The organism is Streptomyces sp. A0642 (genome assembly GCF_004795105.1).
Classification (GTDB): domain Bacteria; phylum Actinomycetota; class Actinomycetes; order Streptomycetales; family Streptomycetaceae; genus Streptomyces.
Map to the genome: position 1 here is coordinate 23,929 of NZ_SSBL01000015.1, position 12,448 is coordinate 36,376.

General features: G+C 70.6%; 10 protein-coding genes. 8 read left to right on the plus strand and 2 right to left on the minus strand.

Going from position 1 to position 12,448, the window contains the following annotated elements:
• Positions 1–180: 180 nt before the first annotated feature.
• From E6R60_RS23320 to E6R60_RS23345, 6 genes are all read left to right on the plus strand, one after another.
• Positions 181–1,287 carry an aminotransferase class V-fold PLP-dependent enzyme gene (locus tag E6R60_RS23320; RefSeq protein ID WP_136328576.1) on the plus strand — a complete coding sequence of 369 codons (1,107 nt, stop codon included), beginning with the start codon at positions 181–183 and terminating at the stop codon, positions 1,285–1,287.
• Positions 1,288–1,607: 320 nt separating this feature from the next.
• Complete coding sequence (gene ectA / locus E6R60_RS23325; protein WP_276614010.1) at positions 1,608–2,138, plus strand: diaminobutyrate acetyltransferase; 531 nt, start codon at positions 1,608–1,610, stop codon at positions 2,136–2,138.
• 132 nt (positions 2,139–2,270) lie between these two features.
• On the plus strand, positions 2,271–3,533 hold the full coding sequence (gene ectB / locus E6R60_RS23330; protein ID WP_136328577.1) for a diaminobutyrate--2-oxoglutarate transaminase: 1,263 nt from the start codon (positions 2,271–2,273) through the stop codon (positions 3,531–3,533).
• 104 nt (positions 3,534–3,637) lie between these two features.
• Positions 3,638–4,036, plus strand: coding sequence for an ectoine synthase (locus tag E6R60_RS23335; RefSeq protein ID WP_136328578.1), 399 nt, complete (start codon positions 3,638–3,640; stop codon positions 4,034–4,036).
• A gap of 3 nt (positions 4,037–4,039) precedes the next feature.
• Positions 4,040–4,933: an ectoine hydroxylase gene (thpD, locus tag E6R60_RS23340; protein ID WP_136328579.1), complete on the plus strand. Its 894-nt coding sequence runs from the start codon at positions 4,040–4,042 to the stop codon at positions 4,931–4,933.
• Between the two features lie 101 nt (positions 4,934–5,034).
• On the plus strand, positions 5,035–6,060 hold the full coding sequence (locus E6R60_RS23345) for a VOC family protein (protein ID WP_136328580.1): 1,026 nt from the start codon (positions 5,035–5,037) through the stop codon (positions 6,058–6,060).
• 279 nt (positions 6,061–6,339) lie between these two features.
• Here E6R60_RS23345 and E6R60_RS23350 read toward each other — a convergent pair whose 3' ends face one another.
• Positions 6,340–7,908: an arabinogalactan endo-1,4-beta-galactosidase gene (locus tag E6R60_RS23350; protein ID WP_136328581.1), complete on the minus strand. Its 1,569-nt coding sequence runs from the start codon at positions 7,906–7,908 to the stop codon at positions 6,340–6,342.
• A gap of 58 nt (positions 7,909–7,966) precedes the next feature.
• Complete coding sequence (locus E6R60_RS23355; RefSeq protein ID WP_136328582.1) at positions 7,967–10,012, minus strand: beta-galactosidase; 2,046 nt, start codon at positions 10,010–10,012, stop codon at positions 7,967–7,969.
• A 180-nt stretch (positions 10,013–10,192) separates the two neighbouring features.
• Here E6R60_RS23355 and E6R60_RS23360 point away from each other — a divergent pair, with 180 nt between their 5' ends.
• Positions 10,193–11,509 (plus strand): extracellular solute-binding protein, encoded by a 1,317-nt coding sequence (locus E6R60_RS23360; RefSeq protein ID WP_136328583.1) that lies wholly within the window; start codon positions 10,193–10,195, stop codon positions 11,507–11,509.
• Complete coding sequence (locus E6R60_RS23365; RefSeq protein WP_136328584.1) at positions 11,506–12,432, plus strand: sugar ABC transporter permease; 927 nt, start codon at positions 11,506–11,508, stop codon at positions 12,430–12,432. Before E6R60_RS23360 ends, E6R60_RS23365 begins: the two co-directional genes overlap by 4 nt.
• Positions 12,433–12,448 lie beyond the last annotated feature (16 nt).

Sequence of the window (12,448 nt, forward strand, 5' to 3'; positions counted from 1 at the left end):
GACAGTCCGGCGCACGGGCCCAGCCGGTCCGGCGGAAGCATCCGGAGCAGGCGGACGGAGAGGTCCTTGCCGGTCCGGCGGACACGGCCCGGGCCGTCCGCGCACGGCTCGGTACCCTCGGTGCAGGCCCCGCCCGCAGGCCCGGCCGCACACCGATCCGATCCCGAAGAGAGCACCACCGTGACGCACCCCTTCCTCGACCTCACCCCGCTCACCGCCGCGCACTTCGCGGCGATCGAGCGGCGGGTGGCCGGTCTCCTCGCCACCGAGCAGGACGTCGTCATCATGCAGGGCGAGGCGCTCCTGCCCCTCGAAGGCTGCATCAGAGGCGGCGCCCGGCCCGGTTCGACGGCGCTGAACATCGTCACGGGGCCGTACGGGGAGACGTTCGGCAACTGGCTGCGCGACTGCGGCGCCGAGGTCATCGATCTCGCGGTGCCCTTCCACACGGCCGTCACCGCCGGCCAGGTCGCCGAGGCGCTGGCCGCTCACCCGGAGATCGACTTCGTGTCGCTGGTGCACGCGGAGGCGGCCACGGGCAACACCAACCCGGTCGCCGGGATCGGCGAGGTCGTCCGGGCGCACGGGGCCCTGTTCATGCTGGACGCCGTGGCCTCGGTGGGCGCCGAGCCGCTGCTCCCCGACGCATGGGGCGTCGACCTGTGCGTGATCGGGGCGCAGAAGGCGATGGGCGGTCCGGCCGGGGTGTCCGCGGTGTCGGTGAGCGCACGTGCCTGGGAGCGGATCGCCGCCAACCCGCAGGCCCCTCGCCGCTCCTACCTCTCCCTGCTGGACTGGAAGGAGCGCTGGATCGACGGCGGCCGCCGGGCCCTGCTGCACGCCCCGGCCCAGCTGGAGATGCTGGCCCTGGAGGCCTGCGTGGAGCGGATCGAGGCGGAGGGAATGGACGCGCTGATGGCCCGTCACTCCACCGCGGCCGCGGCCACCCGGGCCGGTGCGGTGGCGCTGGGAGGCGGTCTGACGCCGTACGTGCACGAGGCGCGGGACGCCGCGCCCGTGGCGACCACGCTGCGGACGCCGGACGGCGTGGACGCGGCGGACCTGGTGGCGCGTGCGCTGGCGGCCGACCCGTCGCTGCCGCTGATCGCGGGAGGCGGGGCGCTTTCCAAGGAGATGATCCGGGTCAATCACTACGGGGTGGACGCGACGCGGGGCGCGGTGCTCTCCTCGCTCACGGCTCTGGGGGCGGCGCTGGCCGACGACGGCCTGCAGGTCGATCTCGAGGCTGCCCGGAAGGCCGTTTCGGAAACCTGGACCGGCGCATAAATTCCGGCGTCATCCACACATGCGGGGAGCGGCTTTATCCAGGGCAGCTCCCCGCATTCTTTTGCCCGGATTCCCGACGGCTAAACACCTCAGTTTCGAGGGTGCTCGAACTCCGCAATTCGGTTGCGTCGCGTGAGAGTTACATCCTTGTGACCGACTCCACACCTGGGGGTGTTATGCCGGATAAATACCATCCAAATCGGATGAAAACGGAGCGGTTTCGTGCTCGGACGCATGCGCGCGCGATAACACAGACCTCCAGTCCGCCCAACCCTCTGGGCCGATGCAATTTAGAAATTTGCTGGGTAAATTCAATTCGCATGACCGCCGCACCAGCAGACTTTGCACGTGCCCGAAGCGAATTCCTCACCATCGACACCCCCCGAGTGGAGGACGGAGCCGCGATCTGGCGTATCGCCCGCGATTCCGAGGTCCTGGACCTCAACTCCTCGTACAGCTACCTGCTGTGGTGCCGTGACTTCGCGGCGACCTCCGTGGTCGCCCGCGACGAGACCGGCTCCCCGGTCGCCTTCGTGACGGGGTACATCAGGCCCGACCGCCCCGAGACGCTCGTCGTCTGGCAGGTGGCCGTCGACCACGGCCATCGCGGTACCGGCCTGGCCGCCAAGCTGCTGGACGCCCTGACCGCCCGCGTCGCCGCGGAGCAGGGCCTCGCCTCGGTCGAGACGACCATCACCCCGGACAACGCGGCGTCGGACCGTCTGTTCACCTCCTACGCGCAGCGCCACGACGTGGCACTGGAGCGCGAGGTGCTCTTCGACGGCGGCCTGTTCCCCGAGGGCACCCATCTGCCGGAAGTGCTCTACCGCATCGGCCCGTTCCACGCCTGACCGGCAGTCCTCCGGGCCCCGCCCGCCCTCCGGCGGGCCCGCCCGCCGGCATGCCGTCCGGCGGGCACGGCCCGTCGCCGTCACGACCTTCTACGCCGCCCGTCACAACCCCCCTCACGCAGGAGACCCGCTGTGACCATCACCCCGCCCGCCCTCAGCGTCTTCGAGACCCTCGAGTCCGAGGTACGAAGCTACTGCCGCGGCTGGCCCGCCGTCTTCGACCGGGCACAGGGCGCCCGGCTGACCGACGAGGACGGCCACACGTACCTCGACTTCTTCGCCGGAGCCGGCTCGCTCAACTACGGCCACAACAACCCGGTGCTGAAGCGCGCGCTGATCGACTACATCGAGCGCGACGGCATCACCCACGGCCTCGACATGGCGACGACCGCCAAACGCGCGTTCCTTGAGACCTTCCAGAACGTGATCCTGCGCCCGCGCGACCTGCCGTACAAGGTCATGTTCCCCGGCCCGACCGGCACCAACGCCGTCGAGTCGGCGCTGAAACTGGCCCGCAAGGTCAAGGGCCGCGAGTCCGTGGTCTCGTTCACCAACGCCTTCCACGGCATGTCGCTCGGCTCGCTCGCCGTCACCGGCAACGCCTTCAAGCGGGCCGGGGCCGGCATCCCGCTGGTGCACGGCACACCGATGCCGTTCGACAACTACTTCGACGGCCAGGTCCCCGACTTCCTCTGGTTCGAGCGGCTCCTGGAGGACCAGGGTTCCGGGCTCAACAAGCCCGCCGCGGTGATCGTGGAGACCGTGCAGGGCGAGGGCGGCATCAACGTCGCCCGCGCCGAGTGGCTGCGCGCGCTCCAGGAGCTGTGCCACCGCCAGGACATGCTCCTGATCGTCGACGACATCCAGATGGGCTGCGGCCGGACCGGCGGCTTCTTCTCCTTCGAGGAGGCCGGCATCACGCCGGACATCGTGACGCTGTCGAAGTCCATCAGCGGCTACGGACTGCCCATGTCCCTCTGCCTGTTCAAGCCCGAGCTGGACATCTGGGAGCCCGGCGAGCACAACGGGACCTTCCGCGGCAACAACCCGGCGTTCGTCACCGCGGCCGCCGCGCTCGACGCCTACTGGGCGGACGGCCAGATGGAGAAGCAGACGCTGGCCCGCGGCGAGCAGATCGAGCAGACCCTGCTGGCCATCTGCGGCGAGCACGACAGCGCCCGGTTCCGCGGCCGCGGACTGGTCTGGGGCCTGGAGTTCGACGACCCGGCGCGCGCCTCCGCGGTCTGCGCCCGCGCGTTCGAGCTGGGGCTGCTGCTGGAGACCTCCGGCCCGCAGAGCGAGGTCGTCAAGCTGCTGCCGCCGCTGACCATCACCCACGAGGAGCTGGACGAGGGCCTGCGCACGCTGGCCCGCTCCGTCCGCGAGACCGCCTGAGAGGCGGTCGGGGGCCCGAGGCCGCCCGACCGCCTCGGACCCGGGGCCGTCCCGTACGGCCCCGCCACGTCACACCGTTGCAGAGAGAAAGGCACCGACCCCCCGTGATCGTCCGATCGTTCAGTGACATCGAGAACACCGACCGGCATGTGAAGGCCGCCTCCGGGACCTGGGAGAGCAAGCGCATCGTGCTCGCCAAGGAGAAGGTCGGCTTCTCCCTCCACGAGACCGTGCTGTACGCGGGCACGGAGACGTCGATGTGGTACGCCAACCACATCGAGGCCGTGCTGTGCACCGAGGGCGAGGCCGAGCTCACCAACGACGAGACCGGCGAGAAGCACTGGATCTCCCCCGGCACGATGTACCTGCTGGACGGCCACGAGCACCACACGCTGCGTCCCAAGACGGACTTCCGCTGTGTCTGCGTCTTCAACCCCCCCGTCACCGGACGGGAGGACCACGACGAGAACGGTGTCTACCCACTGCTGACCGAGGAGGGCTGAACCATGACCACCGATGTACGCGCCGACCTGTACCCCTCGCGCGGCGCCGCCGAGATGACCACTCCCCGCCAGGACCCGGTCATCTGGTCCGCGCCGGGCGCACCGGGTCCGGTCTCCGCCAAGGACCTCCAGGGCTTCGAACGCGACGGCTTCCTCACCGTCGACCAGCTGCTCACCCCGGACGAGGTGGCCGGGTACCACGCCGAGCTGGAGCGGCTGATCGCCGATCCGGCGGTGCGGGCCGACGAACGCTCGATCATCGAGCCGAAGTCGGACTCCGTACGGTCGGTCTTCGAGGTCCACCGGCTGAGCGAGGTCTTCGCCCGGCTCGTCAGGGACGAGCGCGTGGTGGGCAGGGCCCGTCAGATCCTGGGCTCGGACGTGTACGTCCACCAGTCGCGGATCAACGTGAAGCCCGGATTCGGGGCCTCGGGCTTCTACTGGCACTCGGACTTCGAGACCTGGCACGCCGAGGACGGTCTGCCGAACATGCGGACCGTGTCCGTGTCGATCGCGCTGACCGAGAACTACGACACCAACGGCGGGCTGATGATCATGCCCGGTTCGCACAAGTCGTTCCTCGGCTGCGCGGGCGAGACGCCGAAGGACAACTACAAGAAGTCCCTGCAGATGCAGGACGCCGGCACCCCGTCCGACGAGGCGCTGACGAAGATGGCCGACCGGCACGGCATCAGGCTCTTCACGGGCAGGGCCGGTTCGGCGACCTGGTTCGACTGCAACGCGATGCACGGGTCGGGCGACAACATCACCCCGTACCCGCGCAGCAACGTCTTCATCGTGTTCAACAGCGTGGAGAACACGGCGCAGGAGCCGTTCGCGGCTCCGATCCGCCGCCCGGAGTTCATCGGGGCGCGTGACTTCACGCCGGTGAAGTAGGGGCGTACGAACGGCCGGAGGGGCGGGACGCATCAGCGCGTCCCGCCCCTCCGCGTTCAACTCGCTGGACCCCGGCGCGGGGCAGCGGAGAAGGTGACCCCATGACTTCACACGTACACCACGTCACCGTCGACTGCGCCGACGCCTACGAGCTCGGCACGTTCTGGGCCGGGGTCCTGGGCGTCTGTCTCGCCGAGGACGACTTCCCCGGTGACCCCGAGGCGCTGGTCGAGACCCCGGGCGCCGCGCTCCTCTTCGTCACCGTGCCGGAACCCAAGCGCTCCAAGAACCGCGTCCACCTCGACATCCAGCCGGACGACCGCACCCGCGACGAGGAGGTCGAGCGGCTCCTGGCCCTCGGCGCCACGCTGGTCGGCGACCACCGCAGGCCGAACGGGCGGGGCTGGGTGACCCTGGCCGACCCGGAGGGCAACGAGTTCTGTGTGGAGTGCAGTGCGGGCGAGCGGGCCCGGCTGTCCGGGACGCGGCTCCCCGTCACCGCGGACGACGTGACGTCGGCGGTGCGGCTGGCGGTGGACACGCTCGGGCAGTCGCCGGCCGACGACTGGCACATTCCGGCGGGATCGCTCTCCTGGGACTGCTGGGAGACCGTGGAGCACCTGAGCGACGACCTGTTCGCGTACGCGGTCCAGCTCGGCCCGCGTACGCCCTCGCTGGAGGGCGAGGTCCCCTACCGCTGGGCGCCGGAACGCGAGGGCGGCCCCTGGAACGCGATCTTCGCGAACCCGGAGGCGGGTCCCGCCGGACTGCTCCGGACCCTGGAGGCGAGCGGCGCCCTGCTGTCCGCGATGGTGCGGACGGCCTCGCCCGGCACCCGGTCCTTCCACTCCTACGGCGTCTCGGACCCGGAAGGCTTCGCCGCGATGGGCATCGTGGAGACCCTGGTCCACACCCACGACGTCGCCGCCGGCCTCGCGCTCGACTGGGCCCCGCCGAACGACCTCTGCGACCGGGTCCTCGCCCGGCTCTTCCCCGACGCCCCGGACGCCGAGGACCGGTGGACCGTCCTGCTCTGGTCCACCGGCCGCGCGGATCTGCCGGGCCGCGAGCGCGTGACCTCGTGGAAGTGGCACGGGGCCCCGCTGGAGGGGACCCCGCAGCCTTAGGGCTGGTGCGGTGCTGTCCCGCGGCGCCGCGGGACAGCAGCGGAAAGTCCCTGGTCCGGGCTGCTAGGGCGTGTTTCGAAAGTAGCGCCGTCCGCCCGGAGGGCGGGCTCGGCGGCGTCTGGTGCGTGCGATCGCAAGGCGGAGGGTCGCCCCGATACTGGCTGTATCGGGGCGACCCCGACAACGCGGCGAGCAATGGGGTCTCCCCTGCTCGAGCGAAGCCGAGAGCTCGGGGAAGTGCTAGGCGTCGCCGAGCAGGCGGGCCTTTCGAAACACGCCCTAGCGGTGGGAGAACCAGTTCGCTGCCGGGAGCAGCTTCGTGTCGTAGCCGAACAGCGCCTGGTTCTCCCAGGCGTTGCCGGAGGACGGGTCGGCGGGGTCCCAGCCGCTGCCGCTGACCGCGGTCCAGGCCGGCTCCCAGTAGACGGCGCCCAGTCCCCGGCCGCCGGGGACGGCCTCGACGACGTTCATCACGTCACGCAGGTTGGCCGCCTGACCGGCCGGGGTGGCCGGGTAGCCGGAGACGAGCTGGCCGGCCGTGGCGATGTTGTTCTCCAGGCCGTCGGCGTCCGCGAGGGTGTGGGCGTAGGCCGTCTCGGCGACCAGCACCGGCTTCCCGTACCGGGAGGCGGCGTCGTCGAGGTTGGTCTGGAGGTCGCTCAGCGGGCCGTGCCAGTAGCCGTAGTACGAGAGGGCGATGACGTCGAACGGCACTTTCTGCGCCACCGCGTTGTCGAACCACCAGCGTGTGCCGGCGTTGTCGCCTCCCTTGGCGAGGTGCAGGGCCACCTTCGTGCCGGAGGAGACGGCCTTCGCCGCGTTCGCGCCGGAGGTGAGGAGACCGGCGAGCTGGGTCCAGTTGTCGGTGGACCCTTCGGGCCAGAGCATTCCGGCGTTGATCTCGTTGCCTATCTGGACCATGTCGGCGGTGGTGCCCTGGGCCTTGAGCGCGCCCAGCACGTCGTACGTGTGGTCGTAGACGTCCTTCTTCAGCTGCGCGTAGCCGTGTCCGGACCAGGCCGCGGGCTTGTTCTGCTTGCCCGGGTCGGCCCAGGCGTCGGAGTAGTGGAAGTCGATGAGCGTCTTCATGCCGAGGGCCTTGGCGCGCTTGGCCATGGCCAGGACGTGGGTCTTGTCGTTGTAGCCGTCGGCCGGGTTCACCCACACCTTGAGACGGACGTAGTTCATGCCGGCGGACTTCAGGAGACCCACCGCGTCGCCCGTGGCGCCGCTCGCACCGCGGTAGACCGCGCCGTGCGCCTCGTTCTTCGGGAGGGTGGAGAGGTCTCCTCCCCTGACGCTCAGGCCGGTGGTCCCCTTGGTGAAGGCGATGTCGTCGAAGTTGGCCCACTCCCCCGCGTGGGCGTCCGAGTTCAGGCTGAGGGTGCAGGAGCCGCCGGTGACCTTGACCGAGGTGACCAGGCGGATCCACGCGCCGTTCGCGGTGGGCGGCAGGTCGGTGCGCTGTTCGGCGCTGCCGCAGTTGCGCAGGGCGATGTACGCGGAGTTCTGGCCGCCGCCCGACCTGACCCAGGCGCTCAGCGTGTACGTGCCGTCGGTGAGGCCAGTGAGGTACTGGTACGTCTCCACCTTGTAGGCGGAGGCGGACCAGTGGCTGAGCCGGGTGCTGCCGCCGTGGCCGCCCGCCTCGGTGAAGGAGGCGGCGTTCTGGCCGCCGGCCGAGTAGGTCGACCAGCCGGTCGTGCCGGACTCGAAGCCGGTGTTGACGGGCGTGGTGGCGGCCGCGGCCGCGTGTGCGGGCATTGCGGGGAGTGCGGCCAGCAGCAGGCCGGAGAGCGAGGCGGCCAGCACCGCCGCTCTCTTCCTGCCGTGCGTCGTTGCGTACATCGTCGATGTCCCTTCGACCGTGCGCGGAATTGCGTGGAGGGGATGCGGTCGTGCGTCCTCAGCCGTCGAGGCGGACCACGCGGACGGAACCCGCCGGGACGGCGAGGTGGCCCGTGGCCGGTTCTCCGGTGAGGAGTTCGGTGCCGGGGGCGTCGAGCGGCACCTTGGCCTCGCCCCCGGTGTGGTTGATCACGAAGAGGTACGTGCCGCTGTCGCCGGTGCGGGTGACGGCCTCGACGTCGTACGGGAGGCCGGTGCGGGGGGCGACGCGGGCGTCCTCGCAGGCCCGGTCGAGCACGGCGTCCAGGTCGGCGCCGCTCAGCCGGGTGGAGACGTACCAGGCGGTGCCCTCGCCGAGGCGGTGGCGGGTGACGGCGGGGCGGCCGGCCGCGAGGCCGTCGGCGTAGGACCACATGGTCTCGGCGCCGCGCGGGATCACCACGTCCGACCACAGGTCACCGGTGAGCTCGGGGCCCTCGGGGGCGCCCTCGGGGGTGATCAGGCGGACCACGCCGTCCTCGGCGAGCGGGGAGAACTCCTCGACCGTCAGGCCCAGTACGTCCCTGAGCGCGCCCGGGTAGGGCCCGGGGTGGACGGCGTCGTGGGCGTCGACGATGCCGGAGAAGTACGAGACGACGAGCGTGCCGCCGCCCTCCACGTACCGGCGCAGGTTGCGGCCGGTCTCCTCGGTGGCGAGGTAGAGGGCCGGGACGACGACCAGGGGGTAGCCGGACAGGTCGGCGTCGGGGTGGGCGAAGTCGACGGTCAGGTGCCGGTCGAAGAGCGAGGCGTAGAAGGTGTCGGCGCGCTCGCGGGCGTCGTGGTCCTGGCTCGGACGCCACTCCAGGGACTGCGCCCACCAGGACTGCCAGTCCCAGACCATGGCGACGTCGGCGACGGTCCGGGTCGTGCGGATCTCGTGCAGCAGGCCGAGATCGGCGCCGAGACGGGTGACCTCGCGCCAGATCCGGGAGTCCGTGCCGGCGTGCGGGAGCATCGCCGAGTGGAACTTCTCCGCGCCGCGCAGGGACTGCCTCCACTGGAAGAACATCGCGCCCTCGGAACCGCGGGCGACATGGGCGAGGCTGTTGCGGGCCATTTCGCCCGGGCGCTTGGCGGGGTTGCGGGGCTGCCAGTTGACGCCGCCGGTGGAGTGCTCGAGGAGCAGCCAGGGGGCGCCGCCCGCGACCGAGCGGGTGAGGTCGGCGGCCATGGCGAGGTTGACGTGGGTGCGGCGGCCGTCGGTGATCAGGTAGTGGTCGTTGGTGACGAGGTCGACCTCCCGTCCCCAGGCCCAGTAGTCCACGGAGTCGCACTGGCTGAGCGCGGTCATGAAGTTGGTGGTCACCGGGATGCCGGGGGCGAGCCGGTGCAGGATGTCGCGCTCGGCGCAGAAGTTCTCGCGCATGGTGGCGTCGGCGAAGCGGGCGTAGTCCAGCTGCTGGGCCGGGTTGCCGACCGTGGGCGTGGTGCGGGGCGGGTCGATGTCGTCGAGGCCGCGGTAGCGCTGGCCCCAGAAGGCCGTGCCCCAGGCCTCGTTGACGGCCTCGACGCTGCCGTGGCGGGCGGCGAGCCAGCGGCGGAAGTGCGCGGCGCAGTTGTCGCAGTAGCAGGCGCTGACCGGGACGCCGTACTCGTTGTGGACGTGCCACAGGGCGAGGGCCGGGTGGTCCGCGTACCGGCGGGCGAGCTGTTCGGTGATGTTCGCCGCGGCGGCCCGGTAGTCGGGGTTGCTGTGGCAGATCGCGCCGCGTGAGCCGAAGGCGTACCGGACGCCGTCCCGGCTGACCGGCAGCGCCTCGGGGTGGGCGCGGTAGAACCAGGCGGGCGGGACGACGGTGGGGGTGCCGAGGTCGGCGCGGATGCCGTGGGCGTGCAGCAGGTCCAGGAGCCGGTCGAGCCAGCCGAAGTCATAACGGTCGGGCTCGGGCTCCAGCAGCGCCCAGGAGAAGATCCCGACGCTGACCATGGTGACGCCGGCCTCCCGCATGAGGCGCATGTCCTCGGGCCAGACCTCCTCCGGCCACTGCTCGGGGTTGTAGTCGCCGCCGAAGGCCAGCTGGTGCAGACCCTGCGGGGCAGTCGCGCGAGGGGTGTGCGGCATGGGCGTCTCCTGGGCTCTTTGGTACAACTTCTGGGAACGTGCACACACCCTCTCGGTGGCGCAGAGCCAACATAACCGCACAGCAACAACCATTGACAAGTGTCGGTTTCGTTTCTCTACTGTGAACGCTCACAGCGCACATCAGCGCTGCACCCTCGCTTCTCGTCAGGGGAGACACCCATGAAGTACCGCATCGTCGCGGCGTCCACGGCCGCCGCGCTCGCCGCCACCGCACTGCTCACGGGCTGCGGCTCGTCGGACGACGGTGACGACGGCCCGGCCGCCTCCGGCCCCGTCTCGCTCACCTACTGGGCCTGGGCCCCCGGCCTGGACAAGGTCGCGGACATCTGGAACAAGGGCGAGGGCAAGAAGGCCGGCATCACGGTCACGGTGAAGAAGCAGGCGTCGGGCGACGACCTGGTCACCAAGATCATCACCGCGGCGAAGGCGCACAAGGCTCCCGACCTGGTCCAGGCCGAGTACCAGGCGCTCCCCACCCTCGTCTCCAACGACGTGCTGGCCGACATATCCAAGGAGGCGGGCGACGCCAAGGGCGAGTTCGCCGACGGCGTCTGGCAGCAGGCGACGCTCGGCTCGGACGCCCTGTACGCGCTGCCGCAGGACTCCGGCCCGCTGATGTTCTACTACCGCCAGGACCTCTTCAAGCAGTACGGACTGTCCGTGCCCACGACCTGGGACGAGTTCGCCGAGACCGCCCGGGCGCTGAAGAAGAAGGCCCCGGACAAGGACCTCACCACCTTCTCCTCCAACGACTCCGGCCTCTTCGCGGGCCTGGCCCAGCAGGCCGGCGCCCAGTGGTGGACCACCTCCGGCGACAAGTGGAAGGTCGCCATCGACGACCCGGCCACGCGGAAGGTCGCGAGCTTCTGGGGCGGCCTGGTCAAGGAGGGCGCCATCGACAACCAGCCGATGTACACCCCGGCCTGGAACAAGGCGCTCGACACGGGCAAGCAGATCGCCTGGGTCAGCGCCGTCTGGGCGCCGGGCACGCTGACCACCGCCGCGCCCGGCACCGCGGGCAAGTGGGCCATGGCTCCGCTCCCCCAGTGGAAGTCCGGCGAGAGCGTCACCGGCAGCTGGGGCGGTTCCTCGACCGCCGTCACCAACGACTCGAAGCACAAGGAGGCCGCGGCCACCTTCGCCACGTGGCTGAACACCGACGCGGCCGCCCTCGCCGCACTGGTGAAGGAGAGCGGCATCTACCCCGCGGCCACGGCCGCCCAGACCGGGGGCGCGCTGGCGAAGCCGCCGGCCTACTTCTCCAACCAGCCGGACTTCTACACCGAGGCCGCGAAGATCGCCCGGGGCACCGCCCCCGCCGCCTGGGGGCCGAACGTGAACGTCGCGTACACCGCCTTCAAGGACAACTTCGCCCAGGCCGCCAAGAGCAAATCCGACTTCGCACCGGCGCTCACCGCGATGCAGGACGCCACCGTCTCCGACCTGAAGAAGCAGGGCTTCGGAGTCTCCGAGTGACACGCGCACGCCGCCGGAAGCCGTACGGGGTCAAGAGCGCCCCGTACGCCTTCCTGATCCCCGCCACCGTGCTGTTCCTGCTCTTCTTCGCCCTGCCCATCGGCTACGCGCTCTACCTGAGCTTCCGCCGGACCGAGGTCAGCGGCCTCGGTCTCGGCAAGGGCGCCCGCCGGGAGATCTGGGCCGGGTTCGCCAACTACACCGAGGCGTTCTCCGACTCCGAACTGCTCCACGGCGCGCTGCGCATCCTCGGCTACGGCGCGATCGTCGTCCCGGTGATGCTGGGGCTTGCCCTCGTCTTCGCCCTGCTCCTGGACACCGAACGGCTCCGGCTGGGCGGGTTCAGCCGGCTGGCGATCTTCCTCCCGTACGCGATCCCGGGCGTCGTCGCCGCCCTGATGTGGGGCTTCCTCTACCTGCCCGACGTCAGCCCGTTCTACTACCTGCTGGACAAGGCGGGGCTCCCGCAGCCCGATCTGCTCGACGGCGGACCGCTCTACCTCGCCCTGGCCAACATCGCGGTCTGGGGCGGCACCGGCTTCAACATGATCGTGATCTACACCGCGCTGCGGGCGATCCCGGTCGAGGTCTTCGAGGCCGCCCGGCTCGACGGCTGCTCGCAGTGGCAGATCGCGCTCCGGATCAAGATCCCGATGGTGGCGCCGTCCCTGGTGCTGACGTTCTTCTTCTCGATCATCGCGACCCTCCAGGTGTTCAGCGAGCCGACGACGCTGAAGCCGCTCACCAACTCCCTCTCCACCACCTGGAGTCCGCTGATGAAGGTCTACCAGGACGCCTTCGTCAACAACGACATCTACGCGGCGGCCGCCCAGGCGGTCATCATCGCCGCCGCCACCCTGGCCCTGTCCTTCGGCTTCCTCAAGGCGGCCAACTCCCGTACGAAGCAGGGAGACTCCCAGTGACCACGCCGCACCTCAG